This is a genomic window from Streptomyces sp. NPDC021212 (genome assembly GCF_044332925.1).
Classification (GTDB): domain Bacteria; phylum Actinomycetota; class Actinomycetes; order Streptomycetales; family Streptomycetaceae; genus Streptomyces.
Genome location: NZ_JBIRPZ010000004.1, coordinates 120,351 through 139,588, shown reverse-complemented (window position 1 = coordinate 139,588; position 19,238 = coordinate 120,351). Strand labels below are relative to the sequence as shown.

18 protein-coding genes are annotated in these 19,238 nt (G+C 72.8%); 15 read left to right on the top strand and 3 right to left on the bottom strand.

What is annotated here, in order from left to right; translation table 11 throughout:
- Positions 1 to 41 precede the first annotated feature (41 nt).
- From ACH4SI_RS12005 to ACH4SI_RS11980, 6 genes are all read left to right on the top strand, one after another.
- A complete protein-coding gene (locus ACH4SI_RS12005) occupies positions 42 to 266 on the top strand; it encodes a hypothetical protein (RefSeq protein WP_398295482.1) in 225 nt (74 codons plus the stop codon).
- Positions 263 to 1,780 (top strand): sodium:solute symporter, encoded by a 1,518-nt coding sequence (locus ACH4SI_RS12000; RefSeq protein WP_398295480.1) that lies wholly within the window; start codon positions 263 to 265, stop codon positions 1,778 to 1,780. The genes ACH4SI_RS12005 and ACH4SI_RS12000 overlap by 4 nt, the downstream gene beginning before the upstream one ends.
- A 939-nt stretch (positions 1,781 to 2,719) precedes the next feature.
- Positions 2,720 to 4,150 (top strand): amidase, encoded by a 1,431-nt coding sequence (locus ACH4SI_RS11995; RefSeq protein WP_398295477.1) that lies wholly within the window; start codon positions 2,720 to 2,722, stop codon positions 4,148 to 4,150.
- A gap of 141 nt (positions 4,151 to 4,291) precedes the next feature.
- Positions 4,292 to 5,440 carry a PucR family transcriptional regulator gene (locus tag ACH4SI_RS11990; protein WP_398295475.1) on the top strand — a complete coding sequence of 383 codons (1,149 nt, stop codon included), beginning with the start codon at positions 4,292 to 4,294 and terminating at the stop codon, positions 5,438 to 5,440.
- 146 nt (positions 5,441 to 5,586) lie between these two features.
- Positions 5,587 to 6,831 (top strand): NAD(P)/FAD-dependent oxidoreductase, encoded by a 1,245-nt coding sequence (locus ACH4SI_RS11985; RefSeq protein ID WP_398295473.1) that lies wholly within the window; start codon positions 5,587 to 5,589, stop codon positions 6,829 to 6,831.
- A gap of 85 nt (positions 6,832 to 6,916) precedes the next feature.
- Positions 6,917 to 7,375 carry an SRPBCC family protein gene (locus ACH4SI_RS11980; RefSeq protein WP_398295471.1) on the top strand — a complete coding sequence of 153 codons (459 nt, stop codon included), beginning with the start codon at positions 6,917 to 6,919 and terminating at the stop codon, positions 7,373 to 7,375.
- Between the two features lie 40 nt (positions 7,376 to 7,415).
- Here the strand turns inward: ACH4SI_RS11980 and ACH4SI_RS11975 are convergent, their stop codons facing one another.
- Positions 7,416 to 7,838, bottom strand: a complete 423-nt coding sequence (locus tag ACH4SI_RS11975; RefSeq protein WP_398295469.1) for a hypothetical protein — start codon at positions 7,836 to 7,838, stop codon at positions 7,416 to 7,418.
- A 74-nt stretch (positions 7,839 to 7,912) separates the two neighbouring features.
- Here ACH4SI_RS11975 and ACH4SI_RS11970 point away from each other — a divergent pair, with 74 nt between their 5' ends.
- Entirely contained in the window at positions 7,913 to 8,680 is a 768-nt protein-coding gene (locus ACH4SI_RS11970; RefSeq protein ID WP_398295467.1) for an IclR family transcriptional regulator, read from the top strand.
- Between the two features lie 89 nt (positions 8,681 to 8,769).
- Positions 8,770 to 9,924: a PP2C family protein-serine/threonine phosphatase gene (locus ACH4SI_RS11965; protein ID WP_398295465.1), complete on the top strand. Its 1,155-nt coding sequence runs from the start codon at positions 8,770 to 8,772 to the stop codon at positions 9,922 to 9,924.
- 14 nt (positions 9,925 to 9,938) lie between these two features.
- Here the strand turns inward: ACH4SI_RS11965 and gdhA are convergent, their stop codons facing one another.
- On the bottom strand, positions 9,939 to 11,282 hold the full coding sequence (gene gdhA, locus ACH4SI_RS11960; RefSeq protein WP_398295463.1) for an NADP-specific glutamate dehydrogenase: 1,344 nt from the start codon (positions 11,280 to 11,282) through the stop codon (positions 9,939 to 9,941).
- A 145-nt stretch (positions 11,283 to 11,427) separates the two neighbouring features.
- Positions 11,428 to 12,336 carry a nitrogen assimilation transcriptional regulator NAC gene (gene nac / locus ACH4SI_RS11955; protein ID WP_398295461.1) on the bottom strand — a complete coding sequence of 303 codons (909 nt, stop codon included), beginning with the start codon at positions 12,334 to 12,336 and terminating at the stop codon, positions 11,428 to 11,430.
- Between the two features lie 249 nt (positions 12,337 to 12,585).
- Between nac and ACH4SI_RS11950 the strand changes: the two genes are divergently transcribed.
- The 7 genes from ACH4SI_RS11950 (at position 12,586) to ACH4SI_RS11920 (ending at position 19,217) form a co-directional block, all read left to right on the top strand.
- Positions 12,586 to 13,383: a LamB/YcsF family protein gene (locus ACH4SI_RS11950; protein ID WP_398295459.1), complete on the top strand. Its 798-nt coding sequence runs from the start codon at positions 12,586 to 12,588 to the stop codon at positions 13,381 to 13,383.
- Between the two features lies 1 nt (position 13,384).
- On the top strand, positions 13,385 to 14,098 hold the full coding sequence (locus tag ACH4SI_RS11945) for an allophanate hydrolase subunit 1 (RefSeq protein ID WP_398295456.1): 714 nt from the start codon (positions 13,385 to 13,387) through the stop codon (positions 14,096 to 14,098).
- The gene (locus tag ACH4SI_RS11940) at positions 14,091 to 15,098 is read left to right on the top strand and encodes a biotin-dependent carboxyltransferase family protein (RefSeq protein ID WP_398295454.1); all 1,008 of its coding nucleotides are present in this window, start codon (positions 14,091 to 14,093) and stop codon (positions 15,096 to 15,098) included. The genes ACH4SI_RS11945 and ACH4SI_RS11940 overlap by 8 nt, the downstream gene beginning before the upstream one ends.
- A gap of 108 nt (positions 15,099 to 15,206) precedes the next feature.
- Positions 15,207 to 16,526 carry an MFS transporter gene (locus ACH4SI_RS11935; RefSeq protein WP_398295452.1) on the top strand — a complete coding sequence of 440 codons (1,320 nt, stop codon included), beginning with the start codon at positions 15,207 to 15,209 and terminating at the stop codon, positions 16,524 to 16,526.
- 54 nt (positions 16,527 to 16,580) lie between these two features.
- Positions 16,581 to 17,324: an SDR family oxidoreductase gene (locus tag ACH4SI_RS11930; RefSeq protein ID WP_398295450.1), complete on the top strand. Its 744-nt coding sequence runs from the start codon at positions 16,581 to 16,583 to the stop codon at positions 17,322 to 17,324.
- Entirely contained in the window at positions 17,325 to 18,536 is a 1,212-nt protein-coding gene (locus ACH4SI_RS11925) for an aspartate transaminase (protein ID WP_398295448.1), read from the top strand. It abuts the gene before it with no gap.
- Between the two features lie 9 nt (positions 18,537 to 18,545).
- Positions 18,546 to 19,217, top strand: a complete 672-nt coding sequence (locus ACH4SI_RS11920; protein WP_398295446.1) for a 4-carboxy-4-hydroxy-2-oxoadipate aldolase/oxaloacetate decarboxylase — start codon at positions 18,546 to 18,548, stop codon at positions 19,215 to 19,217.
- Positions 19,218 to 19,238 lie beyond the last annotated feature (21 nt).

The following is a 19,238-nucleotide window of genomic DNA, read 5'->3' as shown; positions in this document are numbered from 1 at the left end:
CTGTTGAATGCCGCGCAGTCCCCTCGCGCCCTGGAGGTACCGTGTCGTGGCGCAAACTTCTCCTGCTTCTGCCCGTGGTCCCTGCGCTGGCCCTGCTCGCGTCGGTGTGGCTGCCGTTCGTCAACGCCGAGCGGCTGTGGTTCGGCATGCCCTCGCTGTACGTATGGGTCGGCGGCTGGGTGCTCTCGCTCACCCCGGCGCTGGCCGCCGTCGAGTGGGGGCTGTTCCGGCACCGTGAGCGGGCGATGGCGGGTGAGGGACAGTGAGCGTCGTCCTCGCCGTATCGCTGCTGGGCATGTGCGCCCTCGCCCTCTGCGGCTTCCTCGGCCGGCGCGGGCGCTCCGCCGACCTCGCCGAATGGGCCGTCGGACGGCGCAACTTCGGCACCGCCGCCATGTGGTTCCTCCAGGCGGGCGAGGTGTTCACCACCTTCAGCTTCCTCGGGGTCGCTGGGGTCGCGTTCACCGGCGGCAACGCCGCCACGTACGCCGTCGTCTACCTGGCGCTCGCCTTCCTGGGGCTGTACTTCGTCCAGCCGAGGCTGTGGCGGCTGGGCAAGGAGAACGGCTACCTCACCCAGGCCGACTACTTCGCCGACCGCTACCGCAGCCCGCTGTTCGGCAAGGTCGTCGCCGTCATCGGGCTGATCTTCCTGCTCCCCTACATCCAGCTCCAGCTCACCGGGCTCGGCATGGTCGTCGGGCTGGTCACGGGCAGTACGGCGTCGGGGCGGCTGAGCATGGTGCTGGCCTCGGCGCTGACGGCGGCCTTCGTGCTGTGGTCCGGGATCCGCGGGCTGAAGAACAGCGCCTACTTCAAGGACGTGCTGACGGTCGGCGTCATGGCCGTGCTCGCCGTCGTCATCCCGCTGCACTACGTCGGCGGCGGTGTGGGCGAGGTCTTCCAGCGGGTGCACGAGGCGCAGCCGCAGATGCTGACCGTGCACGGCGGGGAGCAGGACCAGGTGTGGTGGACCACCAGCGTGCTGGCCTCGGCCATCGCGGGCGGCATGATGGCGACGCCGCACCACTGGCCGCCGTTGATGGCCGCGGGCGGGCCGCGGGCGATCCGCACGAACAACATCTTCATGCCGCTGTACCAGGTCGCGCTGATGATCCCGATCATGGTCGGGCTCACCGGGGTGGTCGTACGGGCCGACGGGGACGGCGACGGGGTGCTGCTCACCCTCGCCCAGGGCGCCCTGCCGGACTGGGCCACCGGGCTCGTCGTGGTCGCCGCCGCGGCCTCGGCGATGGTCCCGGCCGGGGCCATGTGCATCGGCATCTCCACCCTGGTCGCCCAGAACCTGCTGCCCCCGGGCCGGGAGTCGGCCCGGATGCGGGTCAACCACAGCGTCGTCGTCCTGGCCATCGGCCTCGCCCTCACCCTCGGCATCCTGCGCCCCGGGCTGCTGGCCGACCTGCAACTGCTCACGGTGAGCGGCTTCATCCAGCTCGTCCCCGGGCTGCTCGCCGTCCTCGGCGGCCGCCGCCTGCTCACGGCCCGGGCCGCCCTGGCGGGGCTGGCGGCGGGCGAGGCCGTGGTGACGTGGCTGACGCTGGCCGAGGTGGACGTGCGGCACGTGAACGCCGGGCTCGTGGGGCTGGGGGTGAACGTGGCGGTGGCGCTGCTGGTGCGGCTGCTCTTCCCCCACCCCGCCCCTGCCCGAACGGAGACCCCCGCCCCGGGTGCCGCGGCCCCCGGGCCCCACGGTGCCTCGGCCCCGCACGCCGCCGCGGCCACCGCCCCGCGGAACCCCGACGCATCCCCCCGCGGATAACCGCCCGCCGCGCCCCGATGCCGCTCTCCCGCCCCGGGAAGGCCGCCCGCCACACGCGCGGGCGGCCTTCCCGGCGGCGCCCGGAAGCGCCGTTCGGCACCGCGCCACCTCGCGCGTGGGGTCTGCCGGCGGTGCCGATGCGGCGACGCTGTGGCTGCGGTTGTTCCCCACCCCGCCCCTTCCCGAACCAAGGGCTCCGCCCCTGGACCCCGCCCCGCTGCAACGCGCCGTCGTCCGGCCCGCCGACGCCGCTGCGCCGTGCGCCGCCGCGCCGCCGCACGGCGACGCTCACCCCCGAACGCTGGATCGGCAGCGGCAGCAGTGCCAGGGCGTTCCCCTCACGCCGGGGTGGCGGGCGGCCCGGCGGCGGCCGGTCGTGGTCCCGCCGGGCCTCACCATGCCCCAGCAGCCGCCTGCCGCTGCGCCGCGTCTGCGGGCCGTGGAAACCACGCCACGGCCGCCCGCTCCCGGACTCTGGGGCGGCAGCCCCGCGGGTCCAGGGGCTTGCCCCTGGTTCGGGAAGGGGCCGGGTGGGGGACCAACCCCGGCCGCCTGCTCCCCTGCGCGGGTGGTTTCGCGCACGGGGCGCAGGAGTGCCCGATGGCTTCGTTCGCGACGCGGGGCCGGAGGCGGCAGCCGGTGCGGGACGGCGCCCGGAGGGGTGGGATGGGGACCAACCCCGGCCGCCTGCTTTCCGCTGCCGCGCGGCGTCGACCGTGCCCCGGCTGCGGAGGCCCGACGACGCCTGCGGCCACGCCGCGTGGGGCCACCCGTACCGCGCCCCGGGACCTCCGGCTACGCCGGGTCGGGCCGGTCCGGGAGCGGGCGCCCGATGGCCCCGCCCGCTGGGGCGGAGCCCCGTGGGGTCCAGGGGTTGGCCCCTGGTTCGGGGAGGGGCGGGGTGGGGGACAATTCGGCAATCTACGAGAGCGAGCTACCGTGACGGACCACAACGACGACCTCTGCTACAAGACCGCCCTGGAGCTGAGCGCCCTGCTCCGGCGTCGCGAGCTGTCCGCGCGCGAGGTGGTGCGGGCGCATCTGGACCGGATCGAGCGCGTCAACCCCGGGGTCAACGCCATCGTCACCCTCGTCGCCGACCGCGCGCTCGACGCCGCCGCGGCGGCCGACGAGAAGATCGTGGCGGCGGGGCCGGACGACGTGGGGGTGCTGCACGGGCTGCCCATCGCGCACAAGGACACCCACAACACCGCGGGCATCCGCACCAGCCACGGTTCGCCCCTCGCCGACGGCATACCCGACCAGGACGACCTGATCATCGAGCGGATCCGGGACGCCGGGGCGATCACCCTGGGCAAGACCAACGTGCCCGAGTTCGCCGCCGGTTCGCACACGTTCAACCCGATCTTCGGCGCCACCCACAACCCGTACGCCCCCGACCGCAGCGCGGGCGGCAGCAGCGGGGGCGCGGCCGCCGCGCTGGCCGCCGGCATGGTTCCGCTCGCGGACGGCAGCGACACGGGCGGGTCGCTGCGCAATCCGGCCTCGTTCAACAACGTGGTGGGGCTGCGCCCGTCGCCCGGGCGCGTCCCGACCTGGCCCGCGGCGAACGCGTGGACCACGCTCTCGGTCAAGGGCCCGATGGCCCGTACGGTCGCGGACACCGCACTGCTGCTGTCCGCGATGGCGGGCCCCGACCCCCGGTCGCCGATCGCGCTGGAGGAGCCGGGCGCCCGGTTCGCCCGGCCGCTGGACCGGGATCCGACCGGGCTGCGGGTGGCCTGGTCGCCGGACCTGGGCGGGCTGGTGCCGGTGGAGCCGGAGGTGGCGGCGGTCGTGGAGGCGGCGGCGGGCGTCTTCGAGGACCTCGGGTGCGCGGTGGAGCGCGCGTGCCCGGACCTGTCGGAGGGCGAGGAGGTCTTCCGTACGCAACGGGCCGCGCTGTTCGAGGTCGCGTTCGGCCCGCTCATGGACCGCCACCCGGAGGGCCTGAAGCAGACCATCCGGGAGAACGCGGAGGTGGGGCGCCGCCTCACCGGGCCCGAGGTGGCCCGGGCCGAGGTGCTGCACACCGCCCTCTTCCACCGCGTCCGCGCCTTCTTCGAGCGCTACGACGTGCTGCTGCTCCCGGTCAGCCAGGTGCCGCCGTTCGACATCGGCATCGAGTACCCGACCGAGGTGGCGGGGGTGGCGATGCGGGACTACCTGGAGTGGATGCGTTCCGCGTACCTGGTCACGGCGACGGGCAGCCCCGCCCTGTCCGTCCCGGCCGGGTTCACCCCCGCCGGGCTGCCGGTGGGGGTGCAGATCGTCGGACCGCACCGGGCGGACTTCGCCGTCCTCCAGGTCGGCCACGCCTTCGAGCAGGCCACCGGGTACGGGCGGCGGCGCCCGCAGGCGATCGGGTAGCCACGGCGAGGACGGCGGAGGAGGATTACCGGCCGCCAGGCCATGGATAATCTCCGCCTCGGAGCTTCGACGGAGCTTCGATACGGCCCGGCCCGGGTAGGCGCCCCCGGAACCGGCGGCGCGCTCATGAGCGGAGGAGCCATGTACGACGACTCCCCGGACGACCTCCTCGCCCTGGCCAACAGCATCGCCGGGCTGGTCGGCGCGCCGGTCACCATCGAGGACGACGCGTCCGAGCTGATCACCTACTCGCCCGGCCAGGAGAACTCGGACGACGCCCGCGTCGCGATGATCCTCAACCGCCGGGTGCCCGAGCGGTACCGGCCGCTGCTGCGCAACGACCGGCTGGATGTGCGGCTGGCGGGCTCGTCCGCCCCGCTGTACGCGGACTTCCGCGCGTCCGGGGTGCTGCCGCGGGCGATCATGCCGATCCGGGTGGACGACCTGTCCGTGGGGTCGATCTGGGCGATCGTGCCGACCGCGCCCTCCCCGGAGCAGCGGGCGGCGCTGGAGGAGTCGGCCGCGCTGGCCGCCCCGGTGCTGGCCCGGCGGATCGCCCGTCGGCGCGGCGAGGAGGCGCGGCGGGCCGCGGCCGTACGAGCCCTCCTGGGCGGCGGGGCGGCGGCGGTGGAGGCCGCCGCCGAACTGCCGCCGGCGCCCGGCCCGCTGGCCGTCGTCGCGCTGCGGCCATCGGCCCCGGCCCCGTCCGGCGAACCGCTGCGGCGCGCGCTCGCGGGGCTCGACGGGCTGACCGGGGAGATCGACGGCGCGGGCTACGCCGTGCTGCCGGTACGCGACGAACAGCGGCTGGCGCGCGTGGTCCGGGAACTTCACGACCGGACCGGGCTGGTGGCCGGGGTGGGCCGTACCGTCCCAGGGCCCGAAGGGCTGGACCGTTCACGGGCCGACGCCGACCTGGTCGTCCGGCTGCTCACCCGGCTGGGCGGCACGGGCGGCGCCGCCGCGCACATCCGCGACGTCCACCTGGACGCGCTGCTCATGCAGACGGTCGACCTGGCCGACGAGGCCGGGCACGACCCGCTGGGCGCGATCGCCGACCTGGAGCGCTACGACCGCGAGCGCGGCACGGACCTGCTCGACAGCCTGGCCCGCTATCTGGCCGTCGGTGAGGACGCCCGGCTGGCCGCCCGGCAGCTGCACATCCACCCCAACACCCTGCGCTACCGCCTGCGGCGGGCCCACGAGATCGCGGGGCTCGACCTCGCCGACCCGGCCGCCAAGTTCGAGATCCAGCTCCGCCTGCGCCTGCGCGCGCTACGTCTCCCCTAGGCCGTACCCCACCGCGGTCTTGTGCCGTACGACAACGCCCGGCCCCGCGCAATCGGTCCCGCGGACAGTGCGTCGGGCGCCCCCGTCCGCCCATGATGCGTACGCAACCGGGGAACCATGGGAAACAGGGGAAGGGGAACGCCACCGTGTCCACACCACGCAGCGCCGTCGTCGTCGGGGCCGGGATCGTCGGGCTCGCCACCGCCTGGGCCCTGCAGAGCCACGGCGTCGAGGTCACCGTCGCCGAGCGGCGGCGGCCGGCGGCCGGGGCCTCGTGGGGGAACGCGGGGTGGCTGACGCCGGCGCTGGCCATGCCGTTGCCCGAGCCCGCCGCGCTGCGGCACGGGGTGCGCAGCCTGGTCACGCCGACCTCGCCCGTCTACATACCGCCCCGGGCCGATCCGCGGCTGGCGCGGTTCCTGCTGTCGTTCACCCGGCACTGCACCCCGCGCCGCTGGCGGGTGCTGGCCACGACGTTCGCCGGGCTGAACCGGCACGCGCTCGCCGCGTACGACGACCTCGCGGCGGGCGGTGTCGCGGAGCCGACCGTCCCCGTCGACCCGATGCTGCTCGCTTTCAATACGGCGGCCGAGCGGGCGGCGATGGTGGAGGAGTTGGAGCACGCCCGGGCGGCGGGCTACGAGATTCCGTACGAGACCATCGACGGCGACCGCGCGCGTGACCTGGAGCCGGTGCTCAGCGACGCGGTCGGCGCGGGCATCGCGCTGCACGGGCAGCGGCGGCTGAACCCCGGGAACTTCGTGCGGGCGCTGGCGGAATCGGTCCGGGAGCGCGGCGGGCGGATCGTGGAGCGGGCCGAGGTGACGGGGATCCGCGATCTGGGCACGGGCGTCGCGGTCGGCACGTCCCAGGGCGACCTGCGCGCGGACGTCGCCGTCGTCTCGACCGGGACGTGGCTGAACCGGCTGGTCCGCCCGTTCGGGGTGCGGGTGCCCGTGCAGTCCGGGCGCGGCTACAGCTTCAGCGTCCCCGCCGCGGGCGCGCCGGCGCGCCCGACGTATCTGGCCGGCCAGAAGGTCGTGTGCACCCCGCTGGGCGACGGCCGGGTGCGGGTCGCCGGAATGATGGAACTGGCGCCTCCGGAGCGGCCGGTCGATCCGCGCCGCATCCAGGCGATCATCGGTGCGGCCCGTCCGCTGCTGCGGGACGTCGACTGGGACGCCCGCCGTGACGAGTGGGTCGGGTCGCGCCCGTGCACCGCCGACGGGCTGCCGCTGGTCGGCCCGACCGCCTCGCCGAGGGTGTACGTGAACGGCGGCCACGGCATGTGGGGCGTGGCCCTCGGCCCCCTCACCGGACGGCTGCTGGCCGACGCCATCGCGACCGGCACCGCCCCCGCCGAACTGGCCGCGCTGCATCCGCTGCGCTGAGGCTCTGCGGGCACGCCTTGCGGGCACGTTTTACGGGCGCGGTCCCGGTTACCCGGTGCGGTGACAGCGTCGAAAGGAGTCACCCATGAGCACCGTGCGGGAGACCGTCGAGGTTGAGGTTCCACTGCACACGGCCTACAACCAGTGGACGCAGTTCACCGAGTTCCCGCGGTTCATGGAAGGCGTGGACCAGGTGACGCAGGTGGACGACCGGCACAATCACTGGTCGACTTCGATCGCCGGTGTGCACCGTGAGTTCGACACCGAGATCGTCGATCAGCTCCCCGACGAGCGCATCGCCTGGCGCACGACCTCGGGCGAGGTGCAGCAGCAGGGCCTGGTGACCTTCCGGTCCCTGGACGACAACCACACCGAGGTCAAGCTGGCCATGGTCTTCGAACCGACCGGGATGGCGGAGAAGGCCGCCGACATGACCGGGACGCTCGACCGCCGGATCAAGGGCGACCTGCACCGGTTCAAGGACTTCATCGAGCACCGGGGCCAGGAAGAGGGCGGCTGGCGGGGCCGGATCAGCCCCGGCTGACCGCCGCACCGCCTTCCCCCGGTCCGAGGGCGCCGGCCGACTATCCGGGTCGGTCGGCGCCCTCGTCGTGCGGAGCCGGCGCCCCCGCCGCCGCCCGGTACTCCCGGGTGACGGCGTACGTGCCGCCGCCCAGCAGGACCGCCCCGGACAGCACACCGCTGACGAACGGCACCCAGTCCACCGCCGGGGTCGCCGCCATCGCCAGCCCGGCCGCTCCCAGCACGGTCAGCGCCGCACCGGGCACGGCGATGCTGCGCTGCTTCCAGACCGCCATCAGCACCAGGAAGTGCGCCCCCCGCCGCCCCACCAGCACCATGATCGCCACGAGCCCGGTGAGGGCGGCCAGGGCCAGCACCCGCAGCGCCGTCCCGGCCGCAGGGGCCAGCGGGGCGTGGGCGTTGGCGAGGACGAAGACCGTTCCGAAGACGGAACCGATGAGAATCCCCGATAAGCGTCTCGGCATCCGGCGAACCTGGCAGCCGCGCCCGCGGGCGATACGCCCTTGCCCGGCCGCCGTACCGGGCGCAAGCTGGTCATATGGGTACTCCAGGAGGCCCTACGCTCATCACCTCCGTGCAGCGAGCCTTCCGCCTGATGGAGGCCGTGGGCGCACATGAGGGCGGTGCGCCGGCGAAACGGCTGGCGCGGGAGGCGGGGCTGCCGCTGGCCACCGCGTACCACCTGCTGCGGACCCTCGTTCACGACGGCTATGTGCACCGGCTGCCCGACGGCGGCTTCGTCGTCGGCGACAAGCTGCACACGCTCCAGGGCGGCAGCCGCGGGCAGGCGCTGCTCAACCGGGTGCGGCCGACGCTGGCCGGGCTGCGGGACGAGCTGTCGGTCGCCACGTATCTGACCTTCTACGAGGACGGCGAGATCCGGGTCGCGGAGATCGTCGACAGCCCCCGGGCGCCACGGGTGGATCTGTGGGTGGGGTTCGAGGACGCCGGGCACGCCACCGCGCTCGGCAAGTGTGTGCTGCGCGAGCTGGACGACGAGGCCCGCAGCGAGTACCTGTCCCGGCATCCGCTCGCCGATCTCACGCCCCGCACCGTCACCAGCCCCGCCGAGCTGCTGCGGCGGCTGGACGCCTCGGCCGCCGACGCGCCCGTGACCGACCTGGAGGAGTACGCGCTGGGCACGGTCTGCCTCGCGGTGCCCGTCTACAGCGGGGACCGGCTCGGCTCGCTCGGGGTGTCGTTCCAGGCCGGCCGGACGGGCCGGGACGCGCGGCTGGAGGAGATACGGGAGCGGCTGCTGCCGACGGCCGACCGCGTGACCAGGGGCCTTTCGCTCACTATCTGAAATCCCGGCCCTTGTCGCTCACCGCGAACCGCTGGTTCTCTGGACGAAACGGACAGCCCAGTGAGCGAGAGAGAGCAGCAGACCCGGACATGATCCAGGCCCGCACCCATCTGGACCAGCCCTATCCCCCCGCGCCGTTCGCGGCCGGAGTGCCCGTACTCATTCTGGCAGCGGTGGCGGTCATCGCCTTCGTCACCGGCGACGGGTCGAGCTGGCTGCCGCTGCTCGCCGTCGGCCCCGCGCTCGCCGCCGCCGCGTGCCGGCCGTGGGGGGTGTTGCGGATCGGGTTCCTCGCCGTCGCGCTGGGCGCGGTGCTCGGCGCATGGCTCGACGCGCCCGTCCACGACCAGGCGGTCGCCCTGTCCACGCTCGGCGCCGTGACGCTGGCGAGCTGCCTGGCCGGCGTGTTGCGCAGGCGCCGGGAACGGGTGCTGGCCGCGGTCCGCTCGGTCGCCGAGGCCGCGCAGAACGCGCTGCTGCGACCGGTGCCCGCCAGGGTCGGCCGGTTCCAGGTGGCGGTCCGCTACAGCGCCGCCGCGGCGGAGGCCCGGGTGGGCGGCGACCTGTACGCGCTGGCGTCCACCCCGTACGGGGTCCGGCTGATCGTCGGCGATGTGCGGGGCAAGGGGCTGCCCGCCGTGTCCACCGCCGCGCTGGTGCTCGGCGTGTTCCGGGAGGCCGCGTACGACGAACCGGACCTGCTGGACGTCGTCGGCCGCATCGAGCGCAGCCTCGCCCGGAACCTCGCCCCGGACGACTTCGTCACCGCCGTCGTCGCCGGATGCCCCGCCGGCGGGCGCATGGAGATCGTCAACTGCGGCCACGCGCCGCCGCTGCTGATCGGCCCGGCCGGGACCGTCGTACCCGTCGAGCCGGTGCGCCCGGCGCCGCCGCTGGGCCTGGCCTCGCTGGGCGGCGAGGCGCCGAGCCTCCAGGTGGTGCCGTTCGCCGACGGCGACCAGATGCTGCTCTACACCGACGGCGTCATCGAGGCGCGCGACCACGGCCGGGCGTACTTCCCGCTGGCCGAGCGGGTGCCGGGGCATCTGTGCGACGAGCCGTCCCGGACCCTCGCCGGGCTGCACGACGAACTGCTGGCGCACGTGGGCGGTCGGCTGCACGACGACGCGGCGCTCCTGCTGCTGCGCAAGCCGGCCACGGACCGGGCGGACCGGGCGGACCGGGCGGACCGGGTGCTCGACGCGACCTCCGACACGACCGCCGCCGACGCCACGGGTGTGTGACCGCCGGTCAGGGTTCAGATCACCCCGTGCGCGTCCATGGCCTCCGCGACCCGCAGGAACCCGGCGGCGTTCGCCCCCAGGGCGTAGTCGTCGGGATCGCCGAAGCGGTCGGCGGTGGTGCGGCACAGGGTGTGGACGTCGGACATGACGGTGGCCAGGGCGGACGCGGTCCGCTCGAACGGCCAGCTGTCACGGGAGGCGTTCTGCCGCATCTCCAGGGCGGAGGTGGCGACGCCGCCCGCGTTGGCGGCCTTGCCGGGGCCGAAGAGGACACCGGCCTCGCGCAGGATCTCGACGGCCGCCGGGGTGCACGGCATGTTGGCACCCTCGGCGACGGCCAGCGTGCCGTTCTTCACCAGGGCGACGGCGTGCTGGTCGTCCAGTTCGTTCTGGGTGGCGCAGGGGAGGGCGATGTCGCACGGGACGTCGAAGACCGAGCCGCGGACGGAGTGCGTGGCGGTCGGCCTGACCTCGGCGTAGGCCGACAGCCGGGCGCGGCGGTTCTCCTTGATCTCCTTGAGCAGCTCCAGGTCGATGCCGTCGTCGTCCACGACATAGCCGCCGGAGTCCGAGCAGGCCACGACGCGGCCGCCGAGCGCGTGGACCTTCTCGATCGCGTACACGGCGACATTGCCCGAGCCGGACACCACGACCCGGCGGTCCGCCAGGTCCTGGCCGCGGGTGCGCAGCATCTCCTGCGCGAAGTGGACGGTGCCGTAGCCGGTGGCCTCGGTACGGGCGTGGGAGCCGCCCCAGCCGAGGCCCTTGCCGGTGAGGACACCGGCCTCGAAACGGTTGGTGAGCCGCTTGTACTGGCCGAAGAGATAGCCGATCTCCCGGCCGCCGACGCCGATGTCCCCGGCCGGGATGTCGGTGTGTTCGCCGAGGTGGCGGTGGAGTTCGGTCATGAAGGACTGGCAGAAGCGCATGATCTCGGCCTGGGAGCGGCCCTTGGGGTCGAAGTCCGCGCCGCCCTTGCCGCCGCCGATCGCGAGCCCCGTCAGCGCGTTCTTGAAGATCTGCTCGAAGCCGAGGAACTTCACGATGCCCAGGTTGACGCTGGGGTGGAAGCGCAGGCCGCCCTTGTAGGGGCCGAGCGCGCTGTTGAACTCCACCCGGAAGCCGCGGTTGACCTGGACGACGCCGTGGTCGTCGACCCAGGGCACCCGGAAGATCACCTGGCGTTCCGGTTCGCACAGCCGCTCCACGATGCGGGCCTCCAGATACTCCGGATGCGCGGAGAGCACCGGCCCCAGGTTCTGCAGCACCTCCCGCGCCGCCTGATGGAACTCCGCCTCGCCGGAGTTACGCCGCACGATCTGCGCGTAGACGGCTTCGATACGAGCGCTGACGTCCATGGATTCCCTTTCTGGCCACGTGCGGAAAGACGTTGATGAGCGCGGGGTGCGCCAACAAAAACGTGTTTCGCGTGGCCCGATCGGCCTTCTTGATACCTGCTTCTTCGGCACCAAGGGCCGATCACTGGACCGGCCACCGGACCGATCACGTCTCGCCGAAGCCGGCGATCAATTCATGGAAGAGATCGTGCACGGCATGGGCGGGCTCCGACAGCGGCTGGCTGTCGGACGTACACAGGGAGAGCTTGACCGGGATGGCCGGGTCGACGATCCGCCGGACCACCAGGTTCCGCACGTCGAGGATCGCGCGCGCCGCCGACCACGGCAGCACCGTCGCCCCCAGATCCGCGCCGACCGCGCTGACCAGCGTCAGGACGGACTCGACCTCGCCGATCACCCGCGGCTGGAGCGAGGCGTGCTGGAACGCGGCGTCCACGACCTGGCGGATGGTGTGGATCCGGCTGGGCAGCAGCAGCTCCACGTCCGCCAGCTCCTCCAGCGGGACATCCGCGCCCCCGCCCGGCTCCGTCGTCCGGCCCGGCGCCGCGATCAGGAACAGGTCCTCGGTGCGCAGCGGCTCGAACTGCACGCCCCGCAGCGGCCCCGCCCCGTAGATGAACGCCATGTCCATCCGGCCGGTCATGATCGCCTCGCTGATCACCCCGCCGAAGTTCTCGTTGATGTGCAGCACGATGTCGGGGTAGCGCTCGCGCACGCTGGTGAGCAGTGGCAGCGCGAGCGCCGCGCCCATGCTGTACGGGGCCAGGCCCACCGAGACGCTGCCGGCCGGCGCCCGCCCGGACACGTCGACCGCGGCCTGTGCCAGCTCGACCTGGCGCAGGATGAGCTGGGCGTGCCGGTACAGGGCTCGGCCCGCCTCGGTCGGCGCCACCCCGCGCTTGCTGCGGATCAGCAGCTGCTGCTTGAACTGGGTCTCCAGCATCGAGAGCTGCTGGCTCAGCGCCGGCTGCGCGATGTGCAGGATGTCGGCGGCACGCGTGATGCTCCCGGCGTCGACGATCTTCACGAACGAGTACAGACGCCTGGTGTCCATGCGTGGCCCTCCAGCCTCGGGGGCCTCATGGTAGGCACCCCGCCGGCCGTCGCCCGGCGGGGAATGTGGCCCAGGTCATAACCAGAGCCGATCGCGTCACATCCAACGCGTATTTGCCGCCTCCTCGCGTTCGGATTACGTTCACCGGAACGCGAATTTCTCTCCCCGCGAAGCTCCCTCTCGCATAGAGGCGACGACGCCCGCATAGAGGTGACGACGCCGCTTTCTTTCCTTTTCCCGGAGGACGTCATGACGCATGCGGTCGATCTCGTGGCCGATCTCGGCGAGGGATTCGGCGCCTACACCATGGGCGACGACGAGGCGCTGCTGGACGTGGTGACATCGGCCAATATCGCGTGCGGATTCCACGCGGGCGATCCGAGAATCATGGACGCGACCGTCCGCCGCTGCGCCGAAATCGGTGTCGCGGTGGGCGCGCATCACAGCTTTCCCGATCTCGTCGGATTCGGCCGCCGCGCGATGGATCTGACCCCGGACGAGGTCCGCACCGACACGCTGTACCAGCTGGGCGCGCTGCACGCCTTCGCCACCGCGCACGGCACCCCGGTACGGCACATCGCGCCGCACGGCCGGCTCGGCAACCTGGTCGCGACCCGCCCCGACTACGCGGAGGCGGTGGCCGGGGCCGTGGCGTCCTTCGACCGGTCCCTGATCGTCCTCGCCCAGGACGGCGAACTCGCCGATGCCGCCCGCGCCCTGGACCTGCGGGTCGGCATCGTCGGCATCGCCGACCGGGCCTATCGTGACGACGGCACGCTGGTGCCCCGGAGCGAACCCGGCGCCGTGCTCCACGACGCGGGCGAGATCGCCGAACGGACGGTCCGGATGGTCACCGAGGGCGTGATCCGCTCCGTCGGCGGCCGTGACCTCCCGGTCGCGTGCGACACCGTCCTGCTGCACGGCGACACCCCCGGCGCCATCGCGCTCGCCCACCGGATCCGCGGTGAACTGCTCGGCGCGGGCGTGCGGATCGCGCCGCTCACCGAGGTCCTGGACCTCAAGCCCACAGCCGTGGGGAGTGCCTGACATGACGGGCGAGGTCACCATCGCGGACTGCGGCGACTCGGCCGTCGTGGTCAAGGCTTCGGGGATGCCGCCGGATCGGGCCTGGCAGACCGTCCACGCCCTGGCCGACGCGGTCGCGGCCGCCCAGCCCGGTGGGGTGTACGGCATCGTGCCCACGTACGACACGCTGCTCGTCGAGTTCGACTGCGCCACCACCGACCACCTCACGCTCCGGCGGCTGCTGCGGTACGAGAGCGGCCGGCTCGCCGAGGACACGCGCCCCGGCCCCGCGCCCCGGCGCTTCGTCGTGCCGGTGGTCTACGGGGGCGAGTACGGCCCCGACCTGCCCGTCGTCGCCGGGCAGCTGGGGCTGACCGAGGACGAGGTGGTGGAGCTGCACTCGCGCGCTCCCCTCACCGTCCGCTGCTTCGGCGCCCCGGCCGCGGCCCCGATGATGGACGGCCCGGCGTTCCCGCGGCCCGTGCCGCGGCTCGCCTCGCCGCGGACCAGCGTCGTACCCGGGTCGGTCGCGGTGGCCGGACGGCAGGCCGTCATCTCCCCGATGCCGTCCCCCGGCGGCTGGCCGCTGCTGGGCCGCACCCCGCTGCGGGTGCTCGACCTCGACGCCCGGCCGCTGACCCCGTACCGGCCCGGTGACACCTTCCAGTTCGTACCGATCGTCCCCGAGCAGTGGGACGAGCACGCGGGCGCACCCCTGGCGGCGTGTCATGACTGACACCCTCACCGTCCACCGGGCGGGCCTCGCGACCGTGCAGGACCTCGGCCGGTTCGGCCACTCCCGCTACGGCCTGCCGGTCAACGGCGCGCTCGACCAGCACTCCGCCCGCGTCGCCAACGTGCTGGCCGGGAACGACGAGGGCGAGCCGCTGGTGGAGATCACCGCCCTGGACTTCGCCTGCACCCCGTCCACCGACATCCTCATCGCGGTCACCGGCGCACCCGCCGACGTCACCGTGGGCGGTGTGCCACGGCCGCAGTGGGAACCGCTGCCGGTACGGGCGGGCGAGACCATCGCCGTCACCGGCATCCGGCTGGGACTGCGCGTCTACCTGTCCGTCCTCGGCTCGGTGGACACCCCGTCGCTGCTGGGCAGTTGCGCCCCCGACACGATCCTCGGCTTCGGACGCACGCTGCGCGACGGCGACGAGCTGGCCCTGCGGGCCTCCTGCCCGCCGGTCGCCCATCCGGTGTTCGGCATCCCGTTGTTCCGGGTGCACGCCCCGGCGGCGCGCTTCGCCGAGTCCTGGACGATCGACGTGACCGACGGCCCCGACCTCGCCGAGTTCGGCGACACCGCCGAGCGGCTGTTCCGGTCCCCGTTCACCGTGACCCCGCGCAGCAACCACATCGGACTGCGGATGAGCGGCGACGTACCGCGGCGGGTGGCGACCGGCGAGGTGCTCTCGCGCGGTGTGCCGGTCGGCGCGGTCGAGGTGCCCGCGGGCGACGAACTGCTCGTCCTGCACCGCGGCCGCGGCGTCACCGCCGGATACCCGGTGCTCGCCGTGGTCACCGCGACCGGTCTGTCCGCGCTCGGGCAGGCCCGGCCCGGTCAGCCGGTCCGGTTCCGGCACCGGACGGTGGACGCGGCGGTGACCGCGTACCGGTCCCAGCGCCTCGCCATCCGCGCCCTCGCCGCCCGCGTGCGCACCGTCTTCGACGAGCTGCGCATCCCCCTCCCCTCTTCCGACGGGCCCGTCCCGTCCGCTGTCTGAATTCCCGTCCCCGCCGTCTGAATTCCGGTCCCCTCCGAGTCCTGTCCCCTTCCCCGCTGTGAGTGATCCCGCCCCACCTGCCTGATCCCGCCACAGAAAAGAGACATCATGACCGCCGTCGCCGCCGCCCGACCAACCCCCAACGTCGTCGATCCGAGAACCGCGCGGAAGGTGACCCTCGCCGGATGCGTGGGGATCTTCGCCGAGCTCTACGACAACGGCATCTTCGGTTTCATGGCGGGCACCCTGGGTGTCGTCTTCTTCCCCGACGCGTCCAACGCGGTCCAGGTGCAACTCGTCTTCCTCGGCTACGCCGTCTCGTTCTTCTTCCGCCCCCTCGGCGGCATCATCTGCGGTCACCTCGGCGACCGCATCGGGCGCCAGCGCATGCTCGTCTTCGTGATCATGCTGATCAGCGTCGCGACAGCGGCGATCGGCATGCTGCCGTCGTACGCGAGTATCGGCATAGCGGCACCCGTCCTGCTGATCCTGCTCCGGGTGCTCCAGGGCTTCTCGGTCGGCGGTGAGGCGTCCGGCGCGATGAGCTTCCTCGCCGAGCACGCCCCCGAGGGCAAGCGCGGCCTCTACACCAGCTACGCCCAGATCGCCTCGTTCCTCTCGCTGCTCACCGGCACGCTGGTCGCCGCGGGCATGACGAGCGGCCTCGGGACGGACGCCATGAACTCGTGGGGCTGGCGCGTCCCGTTCCTGCTCGCCGTCCCGCTGGGCGTCACGGGCCTCTACATCCGCAGGCGCATCAGCGACACCCCGAACTTCAACCGGCTGAAGGAATCGGGCGGGCTGGCGAAAAACCCGCTCAAGGAGGCGTTCACCTCCTCCGAGCACCGCCGCGCGATGCTGCTCGCCCTGTTCATCCCCCTGATGAACGGCTCCGGCTACTACGTGCTGTTCGGCTACATGCCCACGTTCATGAGCACCGAGCTGCACTTCAGCAAGGTGCAGGGGCTGCTCGTCACCTCGGCCAGCCTGGTGGCCATCTCCCTCGCCATCCCGTTCATGGGCAGGCTGTCCGACCGGATCGGGCGGAAGAAGGTCCTGTCGGGCGCTGCGGTCGCCATGGCCATCCTGGGCGTTCCCTGTTACCTGCTCATCGGCACCGGCAACGTGGGCCTGGCCATTCTCGGCGCGAGCCTCATGGCCATCGTCTTCGCGGGCCACACCGGCGTCATCCACATCCTGCTGGTCGAACTCTTCCCGACCCGGGTCCGCTACTCCGCCTACGGCCTCGGCTACAACATCTCCTCGGCGCTCTTCGGCGGCACCGCGCCGCTGCTGATGACGTACCTCATCGCCGAAACCGGAAACGTCAACATGCCCGCCTTCTACGCGGTCATCACCGCTCTCGGCACGCTCATCGCCGTATCCCGGGTATCGGACAGGGCCCACCAGCCGCTGCGCGACGCGTAGCCCCGTCCGTAACCCCTGCCACCCCTCACACCGAAACAGAGGAGCGCAGTTCCGATGCCCTTTTCCGACTACAAGACCGCACTGGTGACCGGTGCCTCCACCGGAATCGGCGCGGTGGTCGTCGAGCGGCTGGCCAAGCAGGGCCTGGAAGTTCACGCCGTCGCCCGCAACGCCGACCGGCTGGACGACCTCGCCAGCCGCACCGGCTGCATCCCGCACGCCCTCGACATCACCGACACGGCCGCGCTCACCGCGGAACTGCGGGACCTCAAGGTCGATGTCCTCGTCAACAACGCCGGGGTATCGCGGACCGGAAACATCCTCACCGCCGACGAGTTCGCCGTGGACGAGCAGATAGCCGTCAACATCCAGGCGGTGCTGCACCTGGTGCGGCTGGTCATGCCGGGAATGGTGGAACGCGACCTCGGCCACATCGTCAACGTCAGCTCCATCGCCGGCGTCTACAACTTCGGCGGAAACACCATCTACCACGCCACCAAATCGGCCGTGCACACCCTCTCCCGCCAGCTGCGGGTGGACGGATACGGGCGCCGGATCCGGGTCACCGAAATCTGCCCCGGGCGGGTCGAGACGGAAATCTTCGGACGGCTGCTCGGCGACATGGAAGAGGCGCAGCGCCGGTTCTACGACGGCTACGAATCGCTCAAGCCGGAGGACATCGCCGACGCCATCGAATTCGCCATCGCCTCGCCGCGCCACGTCAACGTCGGCCACATGGAGCTGCTGCCCACCTTCCAGGTGCCGGGCGGCCTCAACTTCGAGCGGAGGGCCGACTGAATGAGTACCGCCTTGCGTACGGCACAGCGCGTCGGCCGCATCAAGCCCTCGCCCAGCACCGCGGCCGCCCAGCGGGTCCGCGAACTGAAGGCACAGGGCCGGGAGATCCTCGATCTCACCGTCGGCGAACCCGACTTCGACACCCCCGGCCATGTGAAGGACGCCGCGATCGAGGCGATCCGGCAGGGCGACACCAAATACACCCCGGTCAACGGCACCCCGCAGCTGCGCGCCGCCATCGCCGACCGGCTCCGGCGGCGCCACGGACTGGACCACCCCGGCGAACGAATCGCGGTGGGCGGCGGCGGGAAGCAGATCATCTTCCTCGCCCTGATGGCCACCCTGGACGCGGGCGACGAGGTCGTCATCCCGGCCCCGTACTGGGTCTCGTACCCGGACATGGTGCTGGCCAACGACGGCACCCCGGTCATCGTCCCCTGCCCGGAGGCCGACGGTTTCAAGCTGACCCCCGACCGGCTGGCGTCCGCCCTCACCGACCGCACCCGCTGGGTCGTCCTCAACTCCCCGTCCAACCCGACCGGCGCCGTCTACACGGCGGACGAGCTGCGCGCCCTCGCCGAGGTGCTGCTCGACCACCCGCACGTCCACGTGCTCACCGACGAGATCTACGACGAGATCTTCTACGGGACGGGCCAGGTCCACAGCCTCGCCGCGGTCGAACCGCGCCTCGCCGACCGGGTCTTCTCCACCAACGGCGTCTCCAAGACGTACGCGATGACCGGCTGGCGCATCGGCTACGGCGCGGGCAACGCCGAGCTGATCCGGGCCATCAACACCCTCCAGTCCCAGATCTCCTCCTGCCCCTCCTCCATCAGCCAGGCCGCCGCCACCGCCGCGCTCAGCGGCGACCAGACGTTCGTCCGCGACAGCGTCACCGTCTACCGGGCGCGCCGGGACACCGTCGCCAAGCTGATCAACGACATCCCCGGGCTGTCCTGCACCCCGCCGGACGGCGGCTTCTACGCCTTCGTCAACTGCACCGGCCTTCTGGGCACCCACACCCCGTCCGGCCAGGAGATCCGCACCGACGAGGACGTCGCCGCCCATCTGCTGGAGGCGCGGTCGGTCGCGGTCATCCACGGCGCCGCGTACGGCTCGCCGGGCTACTTCCGCATCTCCTTCGCCACCTCGAACGACGTCCTCACCGCGGCCTGCGAGGCCATAGCCCGCGCCCGCGCCGTTCTCTCCTGAGGGGATCACATGATCCGCGTCAACACCGCCTTCGACCGCCCCGACCCGGACCTGGTCAAGCGCCTGAGCGGCTACTCCGCCGCCACCATCCACGAAGCCCAGGGCCGCCTCGGCGCCCTCGACTCGACCATCAAACCGGTCGACCCCGCGATGTCCCTGTGCGGCCCCGCCTTCACCGTGCGCTGCGCGCCCCGCGACAACATCATGCTCCAGGTCGCCATCGCCCACGCCCGCCCCGGCGACGTCATCACCGTCTCCGCCGGCGCATACGCCGAGGCGGGCTCCTTCGGCGACGTCCTGGCCAACGCCTGCGTGGCCAAGGGCCTGGGCGGCCTGGTCACCGACACCGGCGTCCGCGACACCCGCGAGCTGAAGGAACTCGGCTTCCCCGTCTTCTCGTACAGCGTCTGCATGAAGGGCACGGTCAAGGAAACCGTCGGCCCGATGGCCGAACCCGTCCTGATCGGCGGCGAGATCATCCGCCCCGGCGACGTGGTCCGCGCGGACGCCGACGGCGTCGTGGTGGTCCGCCACGAGGACCTGGCGGACGTCATCACCACATGCCAGGAGCGGGTGGAGGCCGAGGACGCCTTCATCGCCGCCTACCGCTCCGGGAAGAGCGTCATGGAGGTCTGCGGCCTCGAACCGGTCCTGAAGGCCAAGGGCCTGGTCATCGACTAGCCGCCGGCCACACCCCGTTGC

What these genes read in the sequence shown, in the direction of transcription:
- ACH4SI_RS11950 (WP_398295459.1), top strand. Translation starts at nt 12,586, where the DNA reads ATGACGCATGCGGTCGATCTCGTGGCCGATCTCGGCGAGGGATTCGGC.
- ACH4SI_RS11975 (WP_398295469.1), bottom strand. Translation starts at nt 7,838, where the DNA reads ATGCCGAGACGCTTATCGGGGATTCTCATCGGTTCCGTCTTCGGAACG.
- ACH4SI_RS11970 (WP_398295467.1), top strand. Translation starts at nt 7,913, where the DNA reads ATGGGTACTCCAGGAGGCCCTACGCTCATCACCTCCGTGCAGCGAGCC.
- nac (WP_398295461.1), bottom strand. Translation starts at nt 12,336, where the DNA reads ATGGACACCAGGCGTCTGTACTCGTTCGTGAAGATCGTCGACGCCGGG.
- ACH4SI_RS11930 (WP_398295450.1), top strand. Translation starts at nt 16,581, where the DNA reads ATGCCCTTTTCCGACTACAAGACCGCACTGGTGACCGGTGCCTCCACC.
- ACH4SI_RS11940 (WP_398295454.1), top strand. Translation starts at nt 14,091, where the DNA reads ATGACTGACACCCTCACCGTCCACCGGGCGGGCCTCGCGACCGTGCAG.
- ACH4SI_RS11935 (WP_398295452.1), top strand. Translation starts at nt 15,207, where the DNA reads ATGACCGCCGTCGCCGCCGCCCGACCAACCCCCAACGTCGTCGATCCG.
- ACH4SI_RS11945 (WP_398295456.1), top strand. Translation starts at nt 13,385, where the DNA reads ATGACGGGCGAGGTCACCATCGCGGACTGCGGCGACTCGGCCGTCGTG.
- ACH4SI_RS11990 (WP_398295475.1), top strand. Translation starts at nt 4,292, where the DNA reads ATGTACGACGACTCCCCGGACGACCTCCTCGCCCTGGCCAACAGCATC.
- ACH4SI_RS11925 (WP_398295448.1), top strand. Translation starts at nt 17,325, where the DNA reads ATGAGTACCGCCTTGCGTACGGCACAGCGCGTCGGCCGCATCAAGCCC.
- ACH4SI_RS11920 (WP_398295446.1), top strand. Translation starts at nt 18,546, where the DNA reads ATGATCCGCGTCAACACCGCCTTCGACCGCCCCGACCCGGACCTGGTC.
- gdhA (WP_398295463.1), bottom strand. Translation starts at nt 11,282, where the DNA reads ATGGACGTCAGCGCTCGTATCGAAGCCGTCTACGCGCAGATCGTGCGG.
- ACH4SI_RS11980 (WP_398295471.1), top strand. Translation starts at nt 6,917, where the DNA reads ATGAGCACCGTGCGGGAGACCGTCGAGGTTGAGGTTCCACTGCACACG.
- ACH4SI_RS11965 (WP_398295465.1), top strand. Translation starts at nt 8,770, where the DNA reads ATGATCCAGGCCCGCACCCATCTGGACCAGCCCTATCCCCCCGCGCCG.